Source organism: Bradyrhizobium sp. CCBAU 11386 (genome assembly GCF_028128955.1).
Classification (GTDB): Bacteria; Pseudomonadota; Alphaproteobacteria; order Rhizobiales; family Xanthobacteraceae; genus Bradyrhizobium.
In genome coordinates, this window is sequence record NZ_LBKA01000239.1 from 64,736 (window position 1) to 89,318 (window position 24,583).

The 24,583-nt window shown below is 66.4% G+C and carries 17 protein-coding genes; 6 read left to right on the forward strand and 11 right to left on the reverse strand.

The features are described 5' to 3' along the window. Window positions 1-104 precede the first annotated feature (104 nt). The 5 genes from XI09_RS26030 to XI09_RS26050 all read left to right on the forward strand — a co-directional run bounded on the left by XI09_RS26030 (window position 105) and on the right by XI09_RS26050 (window position 8,630). On the forward strand, window positions 105-1,448 hold the full coding sequence (locus XI09_RS26030; protein ID WP_271569383.1) for a methyl-accepting chemotaxis protein: 1,344 nt from the start codon (window positions 105-107) through the stop codon (window positions 1,446-1,448). Between the two features lie 221 nt (window positions 1,449-1,669). Beyond that, a complete protein-coding gene (locus tag XI09_RS26035) occupies window positions 1,670-3,250 on the forward strand; it encodes a Do family serine endopeptidase (RefSeq protein WP_271569384.1) in 1,581 nt (526 codons plus the stop codon). A 271-nt stretch (window positions 3,251-3,521) separates the two neighbouring features. Further along, window positions 3,522-4,202 carry a response regulator transcription factor gene (locus tag XI09_RS26040; protein ID WP_271569410.1) on the forward strand — a complete coding sequence of 227 codons (681 nt, stop codon included), beginning with the start codon at window positions 3,522-3,524 and terminating at the stop codon, window positions 4,200-4,202. Beyond that, window positions 4,186-5,646, forward strand: a complete 1,461-nt coding sequence (locus XI09_RS26045; RefSeq protein ID WP_271569385.1) for a sensor histidine kinase — start codon at window positions 4,186-4,188, stop codon at window positions 5,644-5,646. Before XI09_RS26040 ends, XI09_RS26045 begins: the two co-directional genes overlap by 17 nt. After that, entirely contained in the window at window positions 5,643-8,630 is a 2,988-nt protein-coding gene (locus tag XI09_RS26050) for a bifunctional [glutamine synthetase] adenylyltransferase/[glutamine synthetase]-adenylyl-L-tyrosine phosphorylase (RefSeq protein WP_271569386.1), read from the forward strand. Before XI09_RS26045 ends, XI09_RS26050 begins: the two co-directional genes overlap by 4 nt. Here XI09_RS26050 and XI09_RS26055 read toward each other — a convergent pair. The 5 genes from XI09_RS26055 to XI09_RS26075 are packed head-to-tail and all read right to left on the reverse strand — an operon-like array spanning window position 8,587 to window position 14,567. After that, window positions 8,587-8,820 carry a formate dehydrogenase subunit delta gene (locus XI09_RS26055; protein WP_177234716.1) on the reverse strand — a complete coding sequence of 78 codons (234 nt, stop codon included), beginning with the start codon at window positions 8,818-8,820 and terminating at the stop codon, window positions 8,587-8,589. The genes XI09_RS26050 and XI09_RS26055 overlap by 44 nt on opposite strands. After that, on the reverse strand, window positions 8,810-9,637 hold the full coding sequence (gene fdhD, locus XI09_RS26060; protein ID WP_271569387.1) for a formate dehydrogenase accessory sulfurtransferase FdhD: 828 nt from the start codon (window positions 9,635-9,637) through the stop codon (window positions 8,810-8,812). Before fdhD ends, XI09_RS26055 begins: the two co-directional genes overlap by 11 nt. Before the next feature lie 4 nt (window positions 9,638-9,641). Beyond that, window positions 9,642-12,515 carry a formate dehydrogenase subunit alpha gene (fdhF, locus tag XI09_RS26065; protein ID WP_271569388.1) on the reverse strand — a complete coding sequence of 958 codons (2,874 nt, stop codon included), beginning with the start codon at window positions 12,513-12,515 and terminating at the stop codon, window positions 9,642-9,644. A gap of 10 nt (window positions 12,516-12,525) precedes the next feature. Then, entirely contained in the window at window positions 12,526-14,082 is a 1,557-nt protein-coding gene (locus XI09_RS26070; protein ID WP_271569389.1) for a formate dehydrogenase beta subunit, read from the reverse strand. After that, window positions 14,079-14,567: a formate dehydrogenase subunit gamma gene (locus XI09_RS26075; protein WP_271569390.1), complete on the reverse strand. Its 489-nt coding sequence runs from the start codon at window positions 14,565-14,567 to the stop codon at window positions 14,079-14,081. The genes XI09_RS26070 and XI09_RS26075 overlap by 4 nt, the downstream gene beginning before the upstream one ends. A gap of 224 nt (window positions 14,568-14,791) precedes the next feature. Here XI09_RS26075 and XI09_RS26080 point away from each other — a divergent pair, with 224 nt between their 5' ends. Next, complete coding sequence (locus XI09_RS26080) at window positions 14,792-15,685, forward strand: LysR family transcriptional regulator (protein WP_271569391.1); 894 nt, start codon at window positions 14,792-14,794, stop codon at window positions 15,683-15,685. A 2-nt stretch (window positions 15,686-15,687) separates the two neighbouring features. On the opposite strand, the gene XI09_RS26085 is transcribed toward XI09_RS26080, so the two are convergent. The 6 genes from XI09_RS26085 to XI09_RS26110 all read right to left on the reverse strand — a co-directional run bounded on the left by XI09_RS26085 (window position 15,688) and on the right by XI09_RS26110 (window position 24,422). Beyond that, complete coding sequence (locus XI09_RS26085) at window positions 15,688-18,018, reverse strand: PAS domain-containing sensor histidine kinase (protein ID WP_271569392.1); 2,331 nt, start codon at window positions 18,016-18,018, stop codon at window positions 15,688-15,690. A 227-nt stretch (window positions 18,019-18,245) separates the two neighbouring features. Beyond that, window positions 18,246-19,619, reverse strand: coding sequence for a cation-efflux pump (locus XI09_RS26090; protein ID WP_271569393.1), 1,374 nt, complete (start codon window positions 19,617-19,619; stop codon window positions 18,246-18,248). 192 nt (window positions 19,620-19,811) lie between these two features. Continuing rightward, window positions 19,812-20,780 (reverse strand): zinc-binding dehydrogenase, encoded by a 969-nt coding sequence (locus tag XI09_RS26095; protein WP_271569394.1) that lies wholly within the window; start codon window positions 20,778-20,780, stop codon window positions 19,812-19,814. Window positions 20,781-21,061: 281 nt separating this feature from the next. Beyond that, the gene (locus XI09_RS26100) at window positions 21,062-22,057 is read right to left on the reverse strand and encodes an NAD(P)H-dependent flavin oxidoreductase (RefSeq protein WP_271569395.1); all 996 of its coding nucleotides are present in this window, start codon (window positions 22,055-22,057) and stop codon (window positions 21,062-21,064) included. Between the two features lie 1,456 nt (window positions 22,058-23,513). Further along, a complete protein-coding gene (locus tag XI09_RS26105; protein ID WP_271569396.1) occupies window positions 23,514-24,161 on the reverse strand; it encodes a hypothetical protein in 648 nt (215 codons plus the stop codon). Window positions 24,162-24,218: 57 nt separating this feature from the next. After that, a complete protein-coding gene (locus tag XI09_RS26110; protein ID WP_092188913.1) occupies window positions 24,219-24,422 on the reverse strand; it encodes a hypothetical protein in 204 nt (67 codons plus the stop codon). Window positions 24,423-24,583 lie beyond the last annotated feature (161 nt).

Genomic DNA, 24,583 nt, shown 5'->3' on the forward strand with positions numbered 1-24,583 from the left:
GTAGAGCTACGTAGGGCGCCGGCCGCCGCCCGCGTATTTCATGCAATGTTGACCTTTGTCTGGAAGCTTGTCCCGAGATTTGATTCCAGACTCTGAGCTCTCCGATGTTCGCGAACAGCAATCTGACGATCCGCTTCCTGGTCGGCGCCGTTGTCGCTGCACTATTGTTCCTGCTGGGCATCGGCGGCGGCACCGGATTCGTCGCGGTGCTCTATCTCAACAACGAGATCACCAGCCTGTCGTCGGACTTTGCTGCGCTGAGCGGGCCCGCGCGCGATCACGCGATGCAGATCTACCAGCAGGCACAGGCCGCATTCTCCTATTTCCTGATCGCTTGCGGCGTGATCGCGGTCGTCGCCTGCACGATCTGCCTCACGACCTGGTTTGCCGTGCGCAACGGCATCCTCAGTCCCTTGGCGGCGATCGTGCATGCCATGCGCGAGGTCGCCGACCAGAAGTTCGAAACGCCCGTGCCGGGCCTTGGCCGCACCAACGAGATCGGCCTGCTCGCCGGCGCGCTGGAGGTCTTCAAGACCAATGGGCTCGAACGGCGCCGCCTCACCGAGCAGCAATTGCGTGAAGCGCAGCACCAGGCCGAGCGGTCGAAATTCCTCGACGCCCGGATCAAGCGCTTCAACGACCTCGTCGCCAGCGTCGTCGACAGGGTGGCCTCGTCGGCCGTGCATCTGAAGAGCAACGCCGAGACGCTGTCGCGGACGGCCAACGACACCAGCACCAAGGCCAATGCGGTGGCGAGCGGAGCGAGCCAGGCCAGCGCCAGCGTCCAGACGGTCGCGGGCTCCGCCGAGGAGATGACGAATTCGATCGGCACGATCAGCCGCCGCGTCACCGATGCGACCCAGCGCGCCGAGGGCGCGGCGGCGCAAGCCGAGAAGAGCCGCGACACCATCCACACGCTGTCGGATGCCGCCGACAAGATCGGCGAGGTCGTGCAGCTCGTGCAGGCGATCGCGTCGCAGACCAACCTCCTGGCGCTCAACGCCACCATCGAGGCGGCGCGGGCAGGGGAGGCCGGCAAGGGGTTTGCCGTCGTCGCCTCCGAGGTGAAGAGCCTCGCGCACCAGACCAGCAAGGCGACCGAGGAGATCACCTCCCATGTCGCCAGCATCCAGGGCATCACCGCGGAGACGCGCGAGGCGATCGACGGCATCTCGAAGACGCTGTCGGAGATCTCGTCGATCATGTCCGGCATCGAGGTCGACACCGCCCAGCAGCGCAACGCCACCCAGGACATCTCGCGCAGCGTCCAGGACGCAGCGCGCGGCACGCTCGACGTGTCCAATCACATCGTCCAGATCACCTCGACCTCCGCCGAGACCGGCCGCATGGCGGCCGAGGCCCGGGATTCCGCCGTCGATCTGTCGCAGCAGGCCGAGACCCTGAAGCGTGAAGTCGACGAGTTCATCGTCAGCGTCAGGGCGAGCTAAGGCCGCCAAAAACCTGGTTCGGCGCCGGTCACCGGAACTCGAATAAGTTCCTGTAAGACCACAACTTTCGGTCTGCGCTAAACTGCCGCATCAGCATCGCCCTTCATTACGAAAGTTTAACCTCGCCGCCAGCGCACGGTAAGGCGGGAGTCCCCATCTTCAGGTCCGCAAGGTGCTGGCATCCGGCACCAAATCGATTTCAAGGCCCTGGAGATATCTGCATGACCGAACGTCCCGACCTTTCGAACCTTCCGTCCTATCGGCAGTCGCGCCGGTCGGTCTTCTCCGCGCGCAAGATCGCGCTGATGGCCTCGGTCGTCGCCGGCCTCGGCGCCGCCGTCTACGGCTTCAGCCCGTCGGTGTCGCCGGCCGACCTGTTCTCGAGCCCGGCGCATGCGCAGGTCAACAACGAGGTCCGGAAGGTCGAGCGCCCGGTCGGTTTCGCCGACATCGTCGAGCGCGTGAAGCCGTCGGTGATCTCGGTGAAGGTCAACATCAAGGAGAAGACCGCGAGCAACGACGACGGCGATGATTCCTCCTCGCCGTTCCAGCCGGGCTCGCCGATGGAGCGTTTCTTCCGCCGCTTCGGCGGGCCGGATGGCATCCCCGGCCTGAAGGGCGGTGGTCGTGGCCGCGTCGTGCAGGGTCAGGGCTCCGGCTTCTTCATCTCGGCCGACGGCTTCGCCGTGACCAACAACCACGTGGTCGACGGCGCCGACAAGGTCGAGGTCACCACCGACGACGGCAAGACCTATACCGCCAAGGTGATCGGCACCGATCAGCGCACCGACCTCGCCCTGATCAAGGTCGAGGGCGGCTCGAACTTCCCGTTCGCCAAGCTGGCCGACGCCAAGCCGCGGATCGGCGACTGGGTGCTCGCGGTCGGCAATCCCTTCGGCCTCGGCGGCACCGTGACAGCCGGCATCGTCTCGGCCAGCGGCCGCGACATCGGCAACGGTCCCTATGACGATTTCATCCAGATCGACGCGCCCGTGAACAAGGGCAATTCCGGCGGTCCCGCCTTCGACACCAACGGCGAGGTGATGGGCGTCAACACCGCGATCTACTCGCCCTCCGGCGGCAGCGTCGGCATCGCGTTCTCGATCCCGGCCAACACCGTGAAGACGGTTGTTGCCCAGCTCAAGGACAAGGGTTCGGTCAGCCGCGGCTGGATCGGCGTGCAGATCCAGCCGGTGACGTCTGATATCGCCGACAGCCTCGGCATGAAGAAGGCCGAAGGCGCGCTGGTGGCGGAGCCGCAGGCGAACGGTCCGGCCGCGAAGGCCGGCATCGAGTCCGGCGACGTGATCACCTCGGTCAACGGCGAATCCGTCAAGGATGCCCGCGAACTCGCCCGCACCATCGGCGGCATGGCACCCGGCGCGACCGTGAAGCTCAACGTGCTGCACAAGGGCCAGGACAAGGTCGTGAACCTCACCCTCGGCCAGCTGCCGAACACGGTCGAGGCCAAGGCCGATATCGATAACGACAGCGGCAAGGGTGCGAGCAAGGGCACCGACGTGCCCAAGCTCGGCATGACGGTTGCGCCCGCCAATTCCGTGGCCGGCGCCGGCAAGGAAGGCGTCGTGGTCACCGAAGTCGATCCGAAGAGCGCCGCGGCCGAACGCGGCTTCAAGGAAGGCGACGTGATTCTCGAGGTCGGCGGCAAGAGCGTGAGCACCGCCGGCGATGTCCGCGACGCCATCAACACGGCGCGGTCCGACAGCAAGAACAGCGTCCTGATGCGCGTGAAGAGCGGCGGCCAGTCGCGCTTCGTCGCGATTCCCCTCGCCAAGGGGTAACCCTCAGGAGGCCTACGCAATGAAGGGCGTCGCCCGGCATCAGTCGCCCCAGCCGCCGGCGCCCTTCGGGGGAGCAGCGTAACGTTCGCTTCCCAATCTACCTTCCGGTGGAATACGCCCCCCTCCGTCGGAAGGCCTAGGGCGGTGAGGTCCCCCCAGCTTCACCGCCCGCCTTTTTCTCGACCCGAGACTCTCCCACTCGGCTTGCATGCGATTGCCGCTCGCGCCATGTTTAGAGAAGGTTGACTCCTTGACCGCCGCCGAACGCACGATGCGCCTCCTCATCATTGAAGACGACCGCGAATCCGCCGACTACCTCGTGAAGGCGTTTCGCGAAGTCGGCCACATTGCCGACCACGCCGCCGACGGCGAGGAAGGCCTCGCCATGGCCGAGAACGGCGATTACGACGTGCTGGTGATCGACCGCATGCTGCCCAAGCGCGACGGCCTGTCGCTGATCGGCGCGCTGCGCGACAAGGGCAACACCGCGCCGGTCCTGATTCTCTCCGCGCTCGGGCAGGTCGACGACCGCATCAAGGGCCTGCGCGCCGGCGGCGACGATTATCTGCCAAAGCCCTATTCCTTCGCCGAGCTCCTGGCGCGGGTCGAGGTTCTGTCGCGCCGCCGCGGCGGCCCGGCCGAGGACACGCTCTATCGTGTCGGCGATCTCGAGCTCGACCGGCTCTCCCATCGCGTCGCTCGCGGCAAGGACGAGTTGACGCTTCAGCCGCGCGAATTCCGTCTGCTCGAATACCTCATGAAGCATGCCGGCCAGGTGGTGACGCGCACCATGCTGCTGGAGAACGTCTGGGACTATCATTTCGATCCGCAGACCAACGTGATCGACGTGCACATTTCGCGGCTGCGCTCCAAGATCGACAAGGGTTTTGAGCGGCCTCTGCTGCACACGATCCGCGGCGCCGGGTACATGATCCGTGACGGCATTCGGTAAGCTGATCCGCACCACGGCATTCCGGCTGACGCTGGTTTACCTGTTTCTGTTTGCGATTTTCGCAGCCTCGCTGCTCGCCTATTTCGCCTGGAATACGCGGCGGCTGATCACCGAGGAAATCACGCAGACGGTGAACGCCGAGACCTCGGAGATCAACGAGATCTACGGCCGCCGCGGCCTGCGCGGCCTGGTGCTGGCGATCGAATATCGCGCGCTGCGGCCCGGCGCCAACCTCTACCTCGTGACGACGCCGACGGGGCAGGCGATCGCCGGCAATGTCGGCTCGCTCGCGCCCGGTGTGATGGCGACGCGCGGGTGGTCGGAAACCGCTTACCGGCGCATCGAGGACGCGGATGACCGCGACCATCGTGCGCTGGTTCGCGTCACCGAATTGGAGAACGGCTTCCGGCTTCTGATCGGCCGCGACCTCGCCGAGCGGCGGCGCCTGTTCGGCATCGTCGCCAAGGCTGCGCAATGGTCGATCCTGATCGTGGTCGTGCTCGGGCTCGGCGGCGGCGTCTTCGTCGCGCGCAGGGTGCTGAGGCGCATCGACGCGATGAGCGGCACGGCGCATCGCATCATGACCGGCGATCTCAGCGAGCGCCTGCCGGTGGGGCGCAGCGGCGACGAGCTCGACCGCCTCGCCGAAAACCTCAACGCCATGCTGGAGCGCATCGAGGCGCTGATGGCGGGGCTGAAGGAGGTCTCCGACAACATCGCCCACGATCTCAAGACGCCGCTGACGCGCTTGCGCAACCGCGCCGAGGAGGCGTTGGCGAAATCGGGCTGCGAGGCCGACTATCGCGCCGCGCTGGAGCGGACCATCGAGGAATCCGACGGGCTGATCCGCACCTTCAACGCGCTGCTGATGATCGCGCGCGCCGAGTCCGGCCAGGCGCGCGGCAACATGGACGATTTCGACGCCGCCGAAGTCGCGGGCGGCATCCACGAGCTCTACGAGCCGCTGGCTGAAGACGACGGCATGACCTTGAAGGTCAAATGCGAGCCGACGCCGGTTCACGCCAACCGCGAATTGATCAGCCAGGCGCTCGCCAATCTGGTCGAGAACGCGATCAAATACGGCAAGCCGGTCGCGCAGATTGGTGGAACCGTGGTCAGCATGGACTCCGGGCAGATCCTCATCGAGGCCAGGCGCGAGGGCGACCAGGTGCTGCTCAGCGTCACCGATCGCGGCCCCGGTATCCCCGAAGCCGATCGCAAGCACGTCGTCGAACGATTCGTGCGGCTGGAGGCCAGCCGCACGCTGCCGGGCTCCGGCCTCGGCCTCAGCCTCGCCTCCGCGGTTGCCACATTGCATGGCGGAGAATTGCGACTGGGCGATGCCCATCCCGGCCTCGTCGCCACGCTGGTGCTGCCGGCGCGTGTGGGCGCGGGCGACAGGGTTGCTCCTCCAATACCGGATGTGCCACAGAAGGTGGCATGAACCACTCCGCGCCGGGAAACGCGGACAAGCATGGTGAGAGCCTGGCCGCGCGCTTCGCGGAGGCTCCCCATATTGCCGCTTCCGCAACCGACGAACGACGTTTCGAAGACTGGCTGGCCGCGCTCGAGCCGGCACAATCGGCTCGTCTCGAAGCGTTGCTGGTTCATCCCTTCGCCCGGAATATCCTCGCCGGCATCGCGGAATTCTCGCCCTATCTGTTCGATCTGGTGCGCGCCGATCCGCTGCGCCTGATCCGGCTGCTCGAATGCGATCCGGATACTCATCTCGCCGCACTGATCGCGGAGGCGAGGGGCGCCGTGCTCGCGGCACCTGACGAGGCCGAGGTGATGCGGCTGCTTCGCCGCACGAAGGCGGAGGCGGCGCTTCTGACCGCGTTGTGCGACATCGGCGGGGTCTGGCCAGTGATGCGGGTGACGGCGGCGCTGACCGATGTCGCGGTCTCCTCCGTGCAGGCGGCGCTCCGGTACCTGCTGCGGCAGGAAGCCGCACGTGGAAAACTATTCCCGCCCAATCCCGAGGCACCGGAAGAGGGCAGCGGCCTGATCGTGCTCGCGATGGGCAAGATGGGTGCGGGCGAGCTGAACTATTCCAGCGACATCGACCTCATCGTGTTCTTCGATCCCGATGCCACGACGCTGGCGCCGGATATCGAGCCGCAGCCGTTCTTCGTTCGCGTGACGCAAGGCATGGCGCGCATTCTCCAGCAGCGCACCTATGACGGCTACGTCTTCCGCGTCGATCTGCGGCTGCGTCCCGATCCGTCCTCGACGCAGGTGGCGATCTCGCGGGACGCCGCGCTGCATTACTACGAGCGGGAAGGGCGCACCTGGGAGCGCGCCGCGATGATCAAGGCGCGTGCCTGTGCCGGCGATGCCAGGGCAGGCGAGGCGCTGCTCGCCGAGATCGCCCCCTTCGTCTGGCGCAAGCATCTCGACTTCGCCGCGCTTGCCGACGTCCACGACATGAAGCGGCAGATGCAGACCTATCGCGGCCAGAGTGAGGTCGCGGTCGAAGGCCACAACGTCAAGGTCGGTCGCGGCGGCATCCGCGAGATCGAGTTTTTCGCGCAGACCCAGCAGCTGATCGCCGGCGGCCGCCATCCGCAATTGCGGGTGCGGCCGACGCTCGCCGCGCTCGATGTGCTCGCCGCCAGCAACTGGATCACCCTCGCGGCGCGTGACGAGCTCGCCAGAGCATACGAATTCCTGCGCCGGGTCGAGCATCGCCTTCAGATGGTCGCCGACGAGCAGACCCATGCGCTGCCCGACGACAAGGAGGCGGTCGGGCGCTTTGCGCGGTTCTTCGGCTATCCGGATCGCGAGGCCTTTGCGCGCGATCTGCTGCGCCAGCTCGAGATCGTCCAGGGGCACTACGAGAAGCTGTTCGAGGGCGACGATCCGACCGGCACGGCAAAGCTGCCGGCGCTCGACTACGGTGCAGGTCCCGACGATCCACGCCTGCTCCAGCACCTGACGACGCTCGGCTTCAAGAAGCCTGCCGCCGTGGCGCAGACCGTGCGCGACTGGATCACCGGCGATTATCGCGTGTTCCGCAATGAGGCGACACGAAGCGCCTTCATCGAATTCGTGCCGGCCCTGATCGACGGCCTCGCCCACGCCGAGGAGCCGGACCGCGCCGTCGTGGCGTTCGATCATTTCCTTGGGGCGCTCCAGCGTGGCGGCCGGCTGATCACGCTGCTTGGCCAGAACCGCGATCTCGTCGCGCTGGTGGCGCTGGTGCTGGGCGCGGCGCCGCGGCTCGGCGAGATGCTGGCGCGGCAGCCGCAGCTCATGGACGGATTGATCGATCCGCGCTTCTTCGGCGCGATGCCGGACAGGCGGGAATTGTCGGGGCGGCTCGCCGCCACCGTGCAGGATGCCGCCTCATATGAGGAGTTCCTGGATCGCCTGCGCCTGTTCGGGCAGGAGAGCCTGTTCCTGATCGGCACGCGTATCCTTTCCGGCACGGTCTCGGCGCAGCAGGCGAGCACGGCCTTTGCCGACGTCGCGGAAGGTGTCGTCCACACCGTGCATGGTCTCGTCGCCGATCGCTTCGCCGCCCAGCACGGCCGGATCAAGGGGCAGGAGACGGCGATCATCGCGATGGGCCGGCTCGGCAGCCGCGAAATGACCGCGTCGTCCGATCTCGACCTGATCCTGCTGTACGATTTCGACCGAGAGAATCCGGACTCGGATGGGCCGCAGTCGCTTCAAGGCGCGCATTATTTCGCCCGCTTCACCCAGCGCCTGATCAGCGCCTTCACGACGCGCACCAATTACGGCGTGCTCTATGAGATCGACATGCGGCTGCGCCCGTCGGGGCGCGCCGGCCCCGTGGCCTCGAGCCTCGCCTCCTTCGCGGATTACCAGGCCAACGAGGCCTGGACCTGGGAGCACATGGCGCTGACGCGCGCGCGCGTGGTGTCGGCTTCGGCTGAATTCGGCGACCGGATCGCGCGCGTCATCCGCGATGTCCTGACCCGCCGCCGCGATCCCGCGATCATCGCCAACGACGTCGCCGACATGCGGCGCGCGATCGGCCAGGAGAAGGGCGAGACCGATTATTGGGATCTCAAATATGCCGCCGGCGGCATGATCGACATCGACTTCATCGCGCAATATCTCCAGCTCGTGCATGCCCATCACAAGCCGGATATCCTCGACGTCAGCACGCTTCAGGTGCTGGATAATGCGGCCAGGCTCGGCGTGCTGCCGCAGTCGGAGGCCGAGGTCCTGCGCGCCGCAGCGCGGCTCTATCACGACCTGACGCAGATCCTGCGGCTGTGCGTCAGCGACGGCTTCAAGCCGGAAACCGCCGGCACCGATCTCCAACGCGTGATGGCGCGCGCCGGCGATGCGCCGGACTTCTCGTCGCTGGAGGCGCGGGTGAAGGAGACGCAGAGCGAGGTGCGGCGCACGTTCAGGGCGCTGTTGGAAGCGACGTCGCCTGCTTCAGCGAGGTGATGGCCTCGCGCACGTTCGGCTCCAGGCCAGCGCCGCCCGTGTCGAGATGGGCGAAGATCGCGCGCTTCATCCGGGGATCCCAGAATTTCTTGATATGCTCGGCGATTCCCGGCACGGCCTTGTCGTGGCCCTGGCTCTGGAAGAACCTGCCGATCTGGTTGGCCATGTAGATCAGGCGGTCAGGCGACATCGGCAACCTCCGTGGCATGGCAGGCAACGATGCGGCCGCCATGTGTAAACACTTCGAACCCGTCTTGCCGGGCAATGGCGATCAGCGTGATGCCGGCGGCTTCGGCCGTGCGGACCGCGAGCGCGGTCGGCGCGGAGACCGCGACCATCAGCGGCGCGCCGATCGCGGCGGTCTTCTGCACCATCTCGACCGAGACGCGGCTCGTCAGCAGCACCATACCGCCGCGCGCATCCGTCCGGCTGCGCGCCAGCGCACCTGCGAGCTTGTCCAGCGCGTTGTGGCGGCCGACATCCTCGCGCAGCGCGGCGATGTTGCCGGCAGGGGACCAGAACGCGGCGGCGTGAACGGCGCGGGTTTGCATGTTGATCGATTGGAGCGGCGCGATGGCCTGCATCGCCGCCATGATCTGCTCGGGCGTGAACGTCTGCCCCTGCGGCACGACGGCCGCAGGCCGCACGGCTTCGGCAATGGACTCGATGCCGCAGATGCCGCAACCGGTCGGGCCGGCGATATGACGCCGCCGTTCGCTGATGCGCGCGGCTTCGTCCGGCGCAAGCCACATTCGCAGCTCGATGCCGTCGTCGAGGCGGACGATTTCGAGCGAGCGGATGTCGTCGACCGATCTGACGATGCCTTCGCTGAGGCTGAAGCCGACGGCGAAGTCCTCGAGGTTCTGCGGCGTCCCCATCATGACGGCATAGGTGCCGCCATTATAGGTCAGCGCCAGCGGCGTCTCTTCCGGGATCAGCCGCGCCCCTTCGGACGCCGCGCCGTCGCGCCAGATCTCGCGGTCGATGGCCTGAACCGGCACGTGCATGCGCTTACTCCGCGGCTTCGGCCGGCACGATGCGGCGGGAGTGCCGCGCCTGCGCGTCGTAGGACTTCTGCCAGTCGGACGGGCCGTTCGACGGCGAAATCTGTACCGCCGTGACCTTGTATTCGGGACAGTTGGTGGCCCAGTCCGAATAGTCGGTGGTGATGACGTTGGCCTGCGTGTCCGGATGGTGGAAGGTGGTGTAGACGACGCCCGGCGCGACGCGATCGGTGATCTCCGCGCGCAGCGTGGTCTCGCCGGCGCGGCTCTTTAGCCGCACCCAGTCGCCGTCGCGCACGCCGCGCTGCTCGGCGTCGTGCGGGTGGATCTCCAGCCGGTCCTCGGCATGCCAGACCACGTTCTCGGTGCGCCGGGTCTGCGCGCCGACATTGTACTGGCTGAGGATGCGCCCCGTGGTGAGCAGCAGCGGGAAGCGCGGGCCGGTACGCTCGTCGGTCGCGACATATTCTGTGACGATGAACTTGCCCTTGCCGCGGACGAAGCCGTCGATATGCATCACCGGCGTGCCCTCGGGCGCCTTCTCGTTGCACGGCCACTGCACCGAGCCGAGCTTGTCGAGCTTGGCGTAGGAGACGCCGGTGAAAGTCGGCGTCAGCGCCGCGATCTCGTCCATGATCTCGGAGGGGTGGCTGTAGTTCATCTCGAAGCCCATCGCCTTGGCAAGGCCGATGGTGACCTCCCAGTCGGCCATGCCGTTCTTCGGCGTCATCACCTTGCGCACGCGCTGGATGCGGCGTTCGGCGTTGGTGAAGGTGCCGTCCTTCTCGAGGAAGCTCGAGCCGGGCAGGAAGACATGGGCGTAGTTCGCGGTCTCGTTCAGGAAGAGGTCGTGGACGATCACGCATTCCATCGCCGACAGCGCCGCCACCACATGTGAGGTATTGGGATCGGACTGGAGGATGTCCTCGCCCTGCACATAGATGCCCATGAACGTGCCCTCGATCGCGGCATCGAACATGTTGGGGATGCGCAGGCCCGGCTCGGGGTTGAGCTTGACGTTCCAGAGCGCCTCGAACTGGTCGCGCACGGCATCGCCCGAGATGTGGCGGTAGCCGGGCAGCTCATGCGGGAACGAACCCATGTCGCAGGAGCCCTGCACGTTGTTCTGGCCGCGCAGCGGGTTCACGCCGACGCCGGGACGGCCGATATTGCCGGTCGCCATCGCAAGGTTGGCGATCGCAATCACCGTGGTCGAACCCTGGCTGTGCTCGGTGACGCCGAGACCGTAATAGATCGCGCCGTTTCCGCCGGTAGCGTAGATGCGGGCCGCTTCGCGTAGCGCCTTGGGGTCCACGCCGGTGAGGATCGCCGTTGCTTCCGGGCTGTTGTTCGGTTGGGCGACGAAGGCGGCCCATTCCTCGAACTCGGTCCAGTCGCAGCGCTCGCGCACGAAGGCTTCGTTGACGAGGCCCTCGGTGACGATGACATGCGCCAGCGCGGTCACGACCGCGACGTTGGTGCCGGGCATCAGCGGCAGATGCAGCGCCTTCACATGCGGCGCTTCCACCATCTCGGTGCGGCGCGGATCGATCACGATCAGCTTGGCGCCCTGGCGCAGCCGCTTCTTCAGGCGCGAGGCGAAGACGGGGTGTGCGGAGGCCGGATTGGCGCCGATGACGACGGCGACGTCGGTGTTCTCCACGGAGTCGAAGTCCTGGGTGCCGGCCGAGGTGCCGAAGGTCTGCGACAGGCCATAGCCGGTCGGCGAATGGCAGACGCGGGCGCAGGTATCGACATTGTTGTTGCCGAAGCCGGCCCGGATCAGCTTCTGCACCAGATAGGTCTCTTCGTTGGTGCAGCGGGACGAGGTGATGCCGCCGATGGCGTCGCGGCCGTACTTCTTCTGGATGCCGCGCATCCTGGCGGCGGCGAAGGAGAACGCCTCATCCCAGGACACTTCGCGCCAGGGATCCTCGATCCGTTCGCGGATCATCGGCTTGAGGATGCGTTCCTTGTGGTTGGTGTAGCCCCAGGCGAAACGGCCCTTGACGCAGGAATGGCCGCGATTGGCCTTGCCGTCCTTGTAGGGCACCATGCGCACGACTTCCTCGCCGCGCATCTCCGCCTTGAAGGCGCAGCCGACGCCGCAATAGGCGCAGGTGGTGACGACCGAATGCTCGGGCTGGCCGATTTCGATCACCGACTTTTCCGTCAGCGTCGCGGTCGGGCAGGCCTGCACGCACGCGCCGCAGGAGACGCATTCGGAGCCGAGGAAGCTTTCACTCATGCCGGGCGAGACGCGGCTGTCGAAGCCGCGGCCGGAGATGGTCAGCGCAAAGGTGCCTTGCACCTCCTCGCAGGCGCGGACGCAGCGCGAGCAGACGATGCACTTGGAGGGATCGTAGGTGAAGTAGGGGTTGGACTCGTCCTTCGGCATCCAGTTGTCGTTGGTGCAGCCATCCGTCTTGGCGAAGACGTGGTTCTCACCCTCATAGCCGTAGCGCACGTCGCGCAAGCCGACGGCGCCGGCCATGTCCTGCAACTCGCAATCGCCGTTGGCGCCGCAGGTGAGGCAATCGAGCGGATGGTCGGAGATGTAGAGCTCCATCACGCCCTTGCGCAGCTTCTTCAGCCGGTCGGTCTGGGTGTGCACGACGAGGCCCGGCATCACCGGCGTGGTGCAGGAGGCCGGCGTGCCGGCGCGGCCCTCGATCTCGACGAGGCAGAGGCGGCAGGAGCCGAATGCATCGACCATGTCGGTCGCGCAGAGTTTCGGGATCTGGTGGCCGGCCTCCATCGCCGCGCGCATGATCGAGGTGCCCTCGGGCACCGATATCTCTTTGCCGTCGATGGTCAGCGTCACCATCGTTTCCGATTTGGCGCGCGGCGTGCCGAAGTCGATTTCTTCGATCAGAGACATTGTCGTTCTCCTATTCCGCGGCCTGAAGCGTGGTCGGCGCCGGGACGAAATCCTCCCGGAAGTGCTTCAATGCGCTGAGCACAGGGTAGGGCGTGAAGCCGCCGAGCGCGCAGAGCGAGCCGAATTTCATGGTGTTGCAGAGGTCTTCGACGAGCGCGAGGTTTTCGCTGACCCGCTCGCCGTTGATGATCTTCTCGATGGTTTCGACGCCGCGGGTCGAGCCGATGCGGCAGGGCGTGCACTTGCCGCAGGATTCGACGGCGCAAAATTCCATCGCAAAGCGCGCCTGCCTGCGCATGTCGACGCTGTCGTCGAACACGACGATGCCGCCATGGCCGATCAGCCCGTCACGCGCGGCAAAGGCCTCGTAGTCGAACGGCGTGTCGAACAGCGCGCGGGGGAAGTAGGCGCCAAGGGGGCCGCCGACCTGCACCGCACGGACCGGACGGCCCGTGAACGTGCCGCCGCCGATGTCGTCGACAAGCTCGCCCAGCGTCACGCCGAACGCGGTCTCATACAGGCCGCCATAGCGGATGTTGCCCGCGAGCTGGATCGGCATCGTGCCGCGCGAGCGGCCCATGCCGAAATCGGCATAGGCCTTGGCGCCTTCGGCGAGGATGAAGGGGACCGCCGCGAACGACAGCACGTTGTTGATCACGGTCGGCTTGCCGAACAGGCCGTGATGGGCCGGCAGCGGCGGCTTGGCGCGCACGATGCCGCGGCGGCCTTCGAGACTCTCCAGCAGCGACGTTTCCTCGCCGCAGACATAGGCGCCGGCGCCGACGCGGACTTCAAGGTCGAAGCTGTAGGCCGAGCCGCCGATTTTGTCGCCGAGATAGCCGCCGCGCTTCGCAGCCTTGATGGCGGCATTCATCGCCTCGACCGCGTGCGGATATTCGCTGCGGATGTAAATGTAGCCCTTGGTTGCGCCGACGGTGATGCCGGCGGTGGTCATGCCCTCGATCACCAGGAAGGGATCGCCTTCCATGATCATGCGGTCGGCGAAGGTACCGCTGTCGCCTTCGTCGGCGTTGCAGACGATGAACTTGCGGTCGGCCTTGGCCTGGGCAACCGTCTTCCATTTGATGCCGGTCGGAAAGCCCGCGCCGCCGCGGCCGCGCAGGCCCGATGCGGTGACCTCGGTGAGGATTGCGTCCGAGCCGAGCGACAGCGCGCGCTCCAGGCCCTTGTAGCCGCCATGGGCGCGGTAGTCCTCGAGCGAGCGCGGATCGATCACGCCGCAGCGGGCGAAGGTGAGGCGGGTCTGGCGCTTCAGCCAGGGAATCTCGTCGGTCGCGCCGAGCCGCAGCAGATGCGGCGTATTGCTGGCGAGTGCGTCGAGCAGGGAGGGCACATCGGTCTCGGTGACCGGGCCGAACGCGATCCGGCCCTGCGGCGTCGCGACCTCGACCAGCGGCTCCAGCCAGTACATGCCGCGCGAGCCGGTCCTGATAATCTCGACGGCGACGCCGCGCTTGGCCGCGGCCTGTTCCAGCGCCAATGCAACCTCGTCGGCGCCAACGGCCACCGCGCCCGCGTCGCGTGAGACGAAGAGACGCATGCTCATCGCTGTGCCTCCGCAACCAGCGCATCGAGGCGCTTCTCGTCGAGCCGGCCGACGAGGCGGCCGTCGAGCATCGCCGACGGCGCAGTCGCGCACAGGCCGAGGCAGTAGATCGGCTCCAGCGTGACGCGATCATCGGCCGTCGTGTTGCCGAGCGACACACCGAGCCTGGCCTCGGCACGCGCGGCCAGCGCATCGCCGCCCGCAGCCTGGCAGGCCTCGGCGCGGCAAAGCTTCAGCACATGGCGGCCGGCCGGCTTGTGCCTGAAATCATGATAGAACGTGAACACGCCATGCACCTCGGCGCGCGACAGATTGAGCGCCTGCGCCACCATGGGAATGGCCGCCTCCGGCACATAGCCGAACGCCTCCTGGAGCGCGTGCAGGGTGACCAGCGTCGCGCCTTCCTGCTTGGCGTGTTCGGCGATGATCTCGGCGCCGCGCGTCTCGTCCCAAGGCTCGTAACAAGGCTCGTAAACCGCTGTCATTCTTCGTTCTCAAATTGAGCGTTCCTGCATCGCAAACTATTTGGAATCATTCGAAGATCAATAAAGCTGTCTCATGCTGCGATTGCGAATTCGGATCGATTGGCGGATGCGATCGATCGATACGGAAATGCAATTAATCGCATTTCGCCTGCCGGTTTTTCCGTGTTGGCCACGACCTGCCGTGCTAGCTTGCATGCCACGACAGAATCCGAGGGGACGTCCGGTTGATCGACAAGCTTGAACTGCTGCTGGCGCTGGCGAAGGAACGGCATTTCGGACGTGCGGCGGAAGCCTGCGGGGTCACCCAGCCGACGATGTCGACCGGGCTCAAGCAGCTCGAGGAGATCCTCGGCGTGATGCTGGTCCAGCGCGGGTCCCGCTTCCAGGGCTTTACCCCCGAAGGCGAGCGGGCGCTGGATTGGGCGCGGCGGATCGTGGGCGATGCCCGCGCGATGCGCCAGGAGATCAACTCGCTGAAGGACAAGCTCTCCGGTGAGATCCGCATCGCGGCGATCCCGACCGTGCTCGGCATGGTTGCCGCGCTGACGACGCCGTTCCGCGCCAGGCATCCCGAGGTGCGCTTCCGCATCCAGTCCACAACGTCATCGGAGGTGCTGGGCCTGCTCGAAAATCTCGAGGTGGACGCGGGACTGACCTATATCGAGAACGAGCCGATCGGGAAGGTGCGCACCATTCCGCTCTACAACGAGAGCTATCGTCTCCTTACCGCGCCGGATGCGATGTTCGGTGATCGCGAGACGGTGACCTGGACCGAGGTCGGGCAGGTGCCGTTGTGCCTGCTCACGCCCGACATGCAGAACCGCCGCATCATCGACCGCGCGCTGCGCTCGGTCGGTGCGGAGGCGACGCCGACGCTGACCTCGAACTCGCTGCTCGTGCTGTTCACGCATGTGAAGACGGGACGCTGGGCGAGCGTGATGCCGGCCAAGCTCGCCGAGACGCTTGGCCTGTCCGACACCGTGCGTTCGATCCCGATCGTCGACCCCGAGGTCAATTACAGCATCGGCATGGTGATCCCGCAGCGCGATCCGATGACGCCGCTGATCGCGGCGCTGGTCAACGTCGCGCGTGAAGTCGCGCCGACGCTGCAATCGTAGCTTCAAGCCGCGGCCGATATCCCGGACGCCGCCTTGATTGCGTCGCGCGGCAGCGTCACGCGGACGACGGTGCCGACATCGATCTTCGAGCGCAGCCGCATCGAGCCGCCGTGGAGCTGCGCCAGCGAGCGTGCGATGGCGAGGCCCAGCCCCGAGCCGTGATAGGTCTTCGTGAGCTGGCTCTCGACCTGCTCGAACGGGCGTCCGAGCCGCGCCAGGGAGTGCGGCGCGATCCCGATGCCGGTGTCGGCGATCATCAGCACGATCCGGTCGTCGAGCTGCCGGCTGCGCACCACGATGCGGCCGCCGTCGGGCGTGAACTTCACCGCGTTCGAGAGCAGGTTGACGATGATCTGCTTGGTGGCGCGGCGGTCGGCGACGACGGAGATCGATTTCGCGATATCGGCATCGAGCGTCAGGTGCTTGTCCTGCGCGCGGCCGGAGACGACGCGCAGGGATTCCGCGAGCGTCCGCGCAAGGTCGAGCTCTTCCATGTCGAGCTTCATGCGGCCGGCCTCGATCTTGGACATGTCGAGGATGTCGTTGATGACCTCGAGGAGGTAGTGGCCGCTGGTCAGGATGTCCTGGCAGTATTCCTGGTACTTCTCGCTGCCGAGCTCGCCGAACAGGCCCGAGCCCATGATCTCGGAGAAGCCGATGATGGCGTTGAGCGGCGTGCGCAGCTCGTGGCTCATATTGGCGAGGAATTTCGACTTGGTCTGGTTGGCTTCCTCGGCGCGGGTCTTCTCGCGCTGGTACTTTTCCGCGAGATCCGCCAGCTCGTTGGTCTGGCGTTCGAGCGCGGCCTGCGAGCGCTTCAGGTCGATGACGGTGGCGCGCAGGCGCAGATCGTTGTCGACGAGCTTCTGCTCGTGCTCCTTGATGCGGGTAATGTCGGTGCCGACCGAGACGTAGCCGCCGTCCTTGGTGCGGCGCTCGCTGATGTGCAGCCAGCTGCCGTCGTCGAGCTGCGCCTCGAAGGTGCGCGCGCCCGGGCCCTGGCTCGCCGTCTCGTTGTGGCGGGTGCGCACCTCAGGCATGCGGCCGACCTCGAGCACGGTCTCGTAGGAGGTGCCGGGAATGACGGCGCTGTCGGGCAGTTTGTGCAGGCGCTGGAAGTGCGAGTTGCAGAGCACGAGTCGGTCGCTCGCGTCCCACAGCACGAAGGCCTCCGGGATGGTCTCGATGGCGTCGCGCAGGCGCAAATCGGCTTCCACCGTCCGCTCGGCGAGGCTCTTCTGCTCGGTGATGTCGACCGCGATTCCGATCAGGTGGACGCTGGAGTCGGTCGCGCCGCTCGTCTTTTCGCAGCGGACGCGGAGCCAGATCCAGTGGCCGTCGACGTGCTGCATGCGGAAGGTCTGGTCGATGTGGTCGATCTTCTCGGAGATGAGCTGGTCGGCGATCTCGAACAGGTCGATGTCGTCCGACTTCACCAGCGCGTTGACCTCGCCGAAGGTGAGGAGCTCGTTGCGGCCGTCCAGGCCGAGCATCGAGAACATCGACTGCGACCAGAAGATCCGGCCGCGCGACAGGTCCCAGTCCCAAAGGCCGCAGCGGCCGCGGTTGAGCGCGGTGTCGATGCGGCCGCGCACCGCGTCGTTGATGAGATCGCCCTCGCGGGCGCGGGTCGACTGCCAGTGGAAGGCGAAGCCGAGGATCAGGACGACGAAGCCGGTGGTGGCCGACAGCGTCACCGAGAGCGCGGCGTCCGAGCCCCAGATCGGCTCGTTGCGCTCCTGGATCACGGTGACGAAGCCGGGCAGCGACTTGATCTGCCGCGAGGTCGCCATCGCGGCATTGCCGTTCGGCAGCGTCATGTCGGAGATGTTGCCGTCGCGCGGCGGCGCCGCGAGCAACTGCGCCGTGGTGATGGAATCGAGCAGGCGGTCGTTGCCCGAGGGATCGCTGTCGACGGGAATGCGGGCGAGGATGCGGCGGTCGACGCCGGCCGAGGTGACGATGACGTGGCGGCCCGTGGCCGTGCCCCAGGACGGGATCAGGTCGGGCAGCAGCGTCGGCAGGCTCTCGATGTTCTTCAGCCGCTCCTGCCGCGAGGAGGTGAGGCGGTCGATGCGCTCGGCGAGCAAATCGGCGAGTGCCGAGATGTCATGGCGGATCACCAGCCGCTTCTGGCGCGTCTGATCGACGACCTGCACGAACGCGCCGAGGCAGATCGTGATCAGGAACGCGATGATGAGCGTCGGCACGGCGCGACGCAGCGCCGGCTCCGCGATCAGCAGCCGGTGATAGGCAGGTTTCGCGATCGATTGCGCCAATCCTTTGATCGAATCGGATTGGACGCACGCGTTCGCGGCGTCTGCACGCGACATGCCTTCGGCCCCCTGGAAAACCTGCTTGCAACTTGAGTTCGGAAGCAGCCCCACATCGCTTCCGAATCACACCGATTTGAATCCAGTTTTGCCGGGCTGTCGAGAGTCAACGAATCGTTAACGCGAATTTATTCTTATCCAACGCGCAGTTTGCGCATCGAGAGTCCGCAAACTCACGTGCACAGTGAGTCCGAAACGAGAACGTGTGACTCCTCGCACATTCTGCGTCACGCGCGCGGCGGCTCGGCGTGGCTGATCACGCGCTTCACGCTCGGGAACGCGCGGCGCAACGCGCGCTCGATCGCGTCGACATGCTCGTGCACCTTGATCACGCTCATCGACGGCGTGGCGCGGCAGTGGAAGTTGACGATCTCGCCGGCATCGGTGTTGCGGACGCGCACATTGTGGATGTCGTGGATCTCGCTGCCGGCGGCATATTCGGTGAGCGCGGCGGCGATGGTCCGCACCCGTTCCGGCGCGGCATCGACGCCGAACGGCAGTTCCGGTTCCAGGGGCTCGATATGGACGTCGACCTCGACGTCGGCGCCGAACTCCTCCTGGATGTTCCGCTCCAGCGTGTTGGCGACGTCATGGGCGGCGTCGAGCCGCATCCCGGCGTCGACCTCGAGGTCGATGCTGACGATCAGCTTGGCGCCGAGGTCGTGCACCGTGACGTGGTGGACGGCGAGGCTCGAATTGCGCGCGATCACCATGATGCGGTCGCGCACGGTCTCGTTGTCGCGGGCGACGGGGACCGGGGTGAAGGTGAGGTCGGCATCGTCGAACGCCTTGTCGACGGCGGCTTGCACCTTGCGCTTGATCTCCTCGACGCGGTCGATCGGATAGGTCCGCGGCACCTTTGCGATGGTGTCGATGAAGGTGGTCGCGCCGACCATGCGCACGCGCAGCCGCTCGACGCCGATGACGCCGGGCACGCTGCGGATCGCAGCCGTGGCCTTCTCCTGCGCGCCCTCCGGCGCCCGGTCGACCAGCGTCTGCACGGTCGAGCCGGCCATGCGCAGGCCGAGCGCGGCGATCATCACTGCGACCGCAGCGGCGGCCGCCGCGTCGCCCCACCAGAAGCCGAGAGCGGCGAGGATCAGGCCCACGATCACGGCGAAGGAGCCCATGACGTCGGAGGCGAAATGCAGCGCGTCGGCGGCGAGCGCCTGGCTGCGCGTTTCCCGTGCGGCGCGGTGCAGGGCGCGGGCGCGCCACAGGTTGACGACGATGTCGATCACCAGCACCACGAACGGCACGGCCGAAATGGTCGGCGGCGGGGTTCCCTCGCGCAGCCGGCTGTAGGACTCGACCAGGATGCCGCCGGCGAGCACGTAGAGCAGGGCGGTGACGCCGAGCGCGGAGATGCTCTCCAGCTTGCCGTGGCCGTAATGATGCTCGTCGTCGGCCGGCTTGTCGGACACCCGCACCACCGCCCAGGTGATGATGGTCGCGATCAGGTCGACCGAGGAGTGCAGGGCTTCCGAGATCAGCGCGAGCGAGCCGATGGCCACGCCGACCACGAACTTGGCCGCCGCCATGCCGCCGCTGGCGAAGATCGAGATGGTCGCGACCGAAGTCTTGTCGTGATGGGAGGTCATGGCGGGGGATTTAGCAGCCTATGGGTGAACATCAAGCGGCAGTTCACAGCTGTAGTCGCAAGTGACTTGCAAGAGCGGGCACGATGTCATTCCGGGGCGCGCGAAGGGCGAACCCGGAATCTCGAGATTCTCAGGCGCGCAATTGCGCGCCTTAGTTCGGCTCTTCGAGCCGCCCCGGAATGACGGCCACGCTCACACCGTCACGACGATCTTGCCGAGATGCTTGTTCGCCTCCATGTGCTCGAACGCCTTGTCGATGTCGGCGAACGCAAACACCTTGTCGATCGGCAGTTGCAGCTTTCGCGATTCCACCGCGCCCCAGATGTCCTTGCGGACCTCCTCGAAGATCTCGCGGACCTCCTCGATGGTGCGGGTGCGGAAGGTGACGCCGACATAGTCGATGCGGCGTGCGGCGTGCAGGTCGAAGTTGAAGTCGGCATGGGTGCCGCCGAGCCGGCCGACATTGACGATGCGGCCCTTGATCCTGGTGGCGGCGAGGTTCTGGTTGGCGACCTTGCCGGAGACCTGGTCGACGGTGAGATCGACGCCTTCGCCGTTGGTCGCCTTCAGGACCTCCTCGACCCATTTGGGATCGGAGGAGTCGACGGCGAGGTCGGCGCCGTACTCCGTCAGCCGGCCGCGCCGATAGGCGTCGGTCGACGAGCCGATCACGAGCCTTGCGCCCTTGAGCTTGGCGATCTGCATCGCCATCAGGCCGACGCCGGAGCTGGCGCCCTGGATCAGCACGCTCTGGCCCGCCTGCACACCGCCGACGGTGACGACCGCGTTGTGCATGGTCGCGAGCGCGACGGGCAGGGTGGCGGCCTCCTCGAAATTCATGTTCGACGGCGCTCGGAACAGCCGGCCGTGATCGGCCAGTGTGTATTCCGCGAATGCCGCCCCGCCCGAGCCCATGATGCGGTCGCCGACCTTCACGCCCTTGGCATCCGGTCCGAGCTCGGCGACCTCGCCGGCCCATTCCATGCCGAGCACGGTGCCGACCCCGCCGGCCGCACCATGGGCGTGGCCCTTGCGCATGCCAGTGTCGGCACGGTTCAAGCCGCAGGCACGGACGCGGACCAGCACCTGTGTGCCTTGAGGCTTTGGTTGAGCGACGTCGGAAATTCGAGCGCCCTCAGGGCCGTAGACGTAAGCCTTCATGCGTTACCTCGGGACTCAATTGAGTTTGTAGGTGAAGAGCGATGCAGTTCTTCACCTCTCCCCGCTTGCGGGGAGAGGCCGACGCGCGGTGGGTGAGGGGGAGTCTCCGCGAGTCCAGCTCTCACCTTCCTCGCGGAGACTCCCCCTCACCCCAACCCTCTCAGCGCGAGCGAAGCTCGTCGCGCCCCCGCATCCGCCTTCGCCAAGGCTTCGGCGGACAAGAGCGGGGCGAGGGAGCATACCTTCGGCGTGGCGAGCGCCGTGTTCAAATCACATCGCGATCATTCGGCCGCCTGCGCCGCGGGGCTCGCGATCATGCCCTCCAGCCGCCTTCTGATGATGGCTTCCGCTTCGCGCACGATGCGGGAGACGAGCTCGGCGCAGCTCGGGATGTCCTGGATCAGGCCCTGGACCTGGCCGGCCGACCAGATGCCCTCGTCGGAGTTGCCGGTGGCATAGACCAACTTGCCGCGGGCACCCGCAACGAGCTCGCGGATGTCCTCGAACTTGGCGCCTTCCTTCTCCATGGCGACGACCTTGGTCGAGACCGCGTTCCTGGCGACGCGCGAGGTGTTGCGCATGGTGCGGAAGATCAGCTCGGTCTCGCGCTCGTCATTGGCGACGATCTTCTCCTTGATGGACTGGTGGATCGGGCTTTCCCTGGTGGCCATGAAGCGCGTGCCCATGTTGATGCCCTCGGCGCCCAGCGCCAGCGCCGCGACGAGGCCGCGCGCGTCGGCAAAGCCGCCCGAGGCGATCATCGGGATCTTGATCTTGTTGGCGGCGGCCGGGATCAGGATCAGGCCGGGGGTGTCGTCCTCGCCGGGGTGGCCGGCGCATTCGAACCCATCGATCGAGATCGCGTCGACGCCCATGCGCTCGGCCGAGAGCGCGTGACGGACGCTGGTGCATTTGTGCACGACCTTGACACCGTGCTTCCTGAACTCGTCGACATGCTCCTGCGGCTTGTTGCCGGCGGTCTCGACCACCGTGATGCCGCTCTCGATGATGGCGGCGCGGTATTCGGCGTAGGGCGGCGGCTTGATCGCGGGCAGGATGGTGAGATTGACGCCGAACGGCTTGTCGGTGAGGTCGCGGCAGCGCGCGATCTCCTTGGTCAGATCCTCCGGCGTCGGCTGGGTCAGCGCCGTGATGAAGCCGAGCGCGCCGGCGTTCGCGACGGCCGCGACCAGCTCGGCGCGCCCGACCCATTGCATGCCGCCCTGGACGATCGGGTGCTCGACGCCGACGAGTTTGGTGAACCGTGTCTGCAACATGATGCGTGTCCCCCGCCTGCGCGGCAGGCCCTGTTATCGGTTGATGGCGGCAGGATGCCGCCCAGGTCGGCAAAAGTCTATTGCGCCGGCGTGCGGTGCGGGCGGGGCGATCATGCGGGAGGCGGGGGGATTCCGTGGCGCGGATAATTTTGGGGTGGCGCTTGCCGCATCCACCGCCGTCGTCCTGGCGAAAGCCAGGACCCATACTCCGTGACCCATCATTGGGGCAATCTGGTCGTCGTTCTTCGCCAAACCCAATCCCGGGGTAATGGGCTCCTGGCTTTCGCCAGGACGACGTTGGAGAGACGGTTTGCCCCGCTGCTTCAACACCGTCATTGCGAGCGCAGCGAAGCAATCCAGAGTCCCTCCGTGGCGGCAGTCTGGATTGCTTCGCTGCGCTCGCAATGACGGAGAATGAGGAGCCTTCGGAGATCACCAGCTCGCATTTCCATTGCAGACATACCTCCGCGCTCTCGCGGCATCTTCCGCCCGAGCTTTGCTTCGTCCGCGTCGCCCTTATCAGGACAAGGGCGCAGGGAAGGCCGGGCGCCGGCTGGCACCCGCAGGTCCGTGCGCTACAAAAGATGCACACGGGGTGGACCACAGGTTTCGCCGGATCGCCCGGCCTTCCCTGCGCGAATGGTTTTAACGGTGTCCTTCGTGCTCTCCCCGGGGAGCGATGCACTATTGCCCCCGTCGGCTCGCAGATGACTGATGCGCGCGGTCCGGTCGGGCAGCGCACATCACCACGAGACTTGACGCACAGACCCCGGGCGTCAGGACCACACGACTTCGCCGTCCGCGCACGTCCTCGCTGGGACTTCGAGAGCTGGCGTGTGCTCGCGCCCGAAGCCATGCGAAGACGCTGTCGGCGCCGTGTCGTTCGCGCGAGTGCACTTTGCTCACGGTTTCCCGCCCTGCAATGCTGCTCGCGCCCGACGCCGTCGCGTCCATCGCTGCCCGGCCCGCGGTTCGTGACGATCGCGATCCGCCCCTTGTCTCGGGCCGGGGTGTCTGGTGTGTACGATAAATCCGAATTTCGGTAAAGTGGAATATATTTGCGGCCGAGGATTGACAGGCGAGGCGGGAGATTTGTGCGGGTGTTTTGCCCGACGGGCGAGGTGCCGCTCCACCCAACGCTGTCATACCCCGCGACCCGGCTACGCCAAGGCTTCGTCGGGGTTGAGGTCCAGGGGCGCCGAAGCTTTAGCGTAGGCGGCAGGCGGGGTATCCAGTACGCCGCGGCTTCTCCGTATCGCCTCGCTGTCTCTGGAATACTGGATTGCCCGCCTGCGCGGGCAATGACAGCGAGGGGATGGCAAGGCCGGAGTGTTCGTGAGATGTCGTAGCCCGGATGGAGCGCAGCGTAATCCGGGTAGGTCGTGCAATGCGGCGACATCGATCCCGGATTGCGCTGCGCTCCATCCGGGCTACGGGAAGAGCTACGAGGCTCCGGCTACTCCGCCGACAGACGCACCATCTGGCGGCCGCCGTTGATGTCTTTCAGGCTGTTGACGAAGTTCTCCGGGCGCTGCCAGCGATAGGGGACCTTCAAGCCCATGAACTCGGCGATGTCGCCGATGAAGCCGGTGCAGTTGGTGGTCTCGGCGTTCCAGACCGGCGAGCTCGCCTGCAATTTCTTGATGTAGGCGAACACGCGCTTGGCGTCGGCTTCGTTCAGATAGACGCGATAGCTCGCGGTCAGATATTCCGGATCGAGATCGCCGTAGCTCGCGCCGGTCTCCGACGGCACAAAGGTGAGATGACCGAGCACGTAAGCAAGGGTGTCGCCGGCGGGCGTCAGGCCCGCGACCTCGACGGCGCGCTCGCTGGTCTTGCCGTACCAGACGAAGGCGTGGCCCCAGCTCGCCGCCGTCCGGGCGCGGAAGTCGACGTAGTAGGGGCCTTTCTCCGCACGCGCGACGGGCCGCCGCGACTGCGGCGCCGGTCGCGATGCGGTGTCGGTCGTCGCAAGCGCATTGGCATCGGCCATGCGCTTGTTCGCTTCGTGGGCCGAGGCCGAGGGCGTCGTGCACGCGATCATCGCCGCAAGCGCGAACCCCGCAAGGATGCAGGATCCCGATCGATCAGGTTTGTTCGTCACGCTGTGCCCCTCGACTGTCGGCCGCTTACGCAGATGCTGCGCGTTTGTCGCTACGCGTCAGTAGCGCGCTGCGACCGGGCCGGGCGCCTTGCCGATCGGGGCCTTGCCAATCGGGCTCTTGCCAATCGGCATCTTGCCGATCGGCGCCTGCTCCGCCGGATAGACAGGCACGGGCTGCCGGCGCGGCAAATCGGCAGCGTTCGCAGCCGTCACCAGAGCAAGCGTCGCACCCAGAACAATTACAATCTTCTTCACAGTCATACCCCTAGAAGGTTTGGTCCAAACACGGCAGTGCCGTGCCCCCAGACACGCCTCACAGAAGGGCGGCCGAATGCGTCCAAGTTGCGGCGCGCGCGGGACATGTTGGCGGCATATGTCGGGTGCGCGCAGATGTGATGTGTGTCTGGATGTTTCGTTGCGCG

What these genes read in the sequence shown, in the direction of transcription:
- XI09_RS26030 (WP_271569383.1), top strand. Translation starts at nt 105, where the DNA reads ATGTTCGCGAACAGCAATCTGACGATCCGCTTCCTGGTCGGCGCCGTT.
- XI09_RS26035 (WP_271569384.1), top strand. Translation starts at nt 1,670, where the DNA reads ATGACCGAACGTCCCGACCTTTCGAACCTTCCGTCCTATCGGCAGTCG.
- XI09_RS26040 (WP_271569410.1), top strand. Translation starts at nt 3,522, where the DNA reads ATGCGCCTCCTCATCATTGAAGACGACCGCGAATCCGCCGACTACCTC.
- XI09_RS26050 (WP_271569386.1), top strand. Translation starts at nt 5,643, where the DNA reads ATGAACCACTCCGCGCCGGGAAACGCGGACAAGCATGGTGAGAGCCTG.
- XI09_RS26055 (WP_177234716.1), bottom strand. Translation starts at nt 8,820, where the DNA reads ATGTCGCCTGACCGCCTGATCTACATGGCCAACCAGATCGGCAGGTTC.
- fdhD (WP_271569387.1), bottom strand. Translation starts at nt 9,637, where the DNA reads ATGCACGTGCCGGTTCAGGCCATCGACCGCGAGATCTGGCGCGACGGC.
- fdhF (WP_271569388.1), bottom strand. Translation starts at nt 12,515, where the DNA reads ATGTCTCTGATCGAAGAAATCGACTTCGGCACGCCGCGCGCCAAATCG.
- XI09_RS26070 (WP_271569389.1), bottom strand. Translation starts at nt 14,082, where the DNA reads ATGAGCATGCGTCTCTTCGTCTCACGCGACGCGGGCGCGGTGGCCGTT.
- XI09_RS26075 (WP_271569390.1), bottom strand. Translation starts at nt 14,567, where the DNA reads ATGACAGCGGTTTACGAGCCTTGTTACGAGCCTTGGGACGAGACGCGC.
- XI09_RS26085 (WP_271569392.1), bottom strand. Translation starts at nt 18,018, where the DNA reads ATGTCGCGTGCAGACGCCGCGAACGCGTGCGTCCAATCCGATTCGATC.
- XI09_RS26090 (WP_271569393.1), bottom strand. Translation starts at nt 19,619, where the DNA reads ATGACCTCCCATCACGACAAGACTTCGGTCGCGACCATCTCGATCTTC.
- XI09_RS26095 (WP_271569394.1), bottom strand. Translation starts at nt 20,780, where the DNA reads ATGAAGGCTTACGTCTACGGCCCTGAGGGCGCTCGAATTTCCGACGTC.
- XI09_RS26100 (WP_271569395.1), bottom strand. Translation starts at nt 22,057, where the DNA reads ATGTTGCAGACACGGTTCACCAAACTCGTCGGCGTCGAGCACCCGATC.
- XI09_RS26110 (WP_092188913.1), bottom strand. Translation starts at nt 24,422, where the DNA reads ATGACTGTGAAGAAGATTGTAATTGTTCTGGGTGCGACGCTTGCTCTG.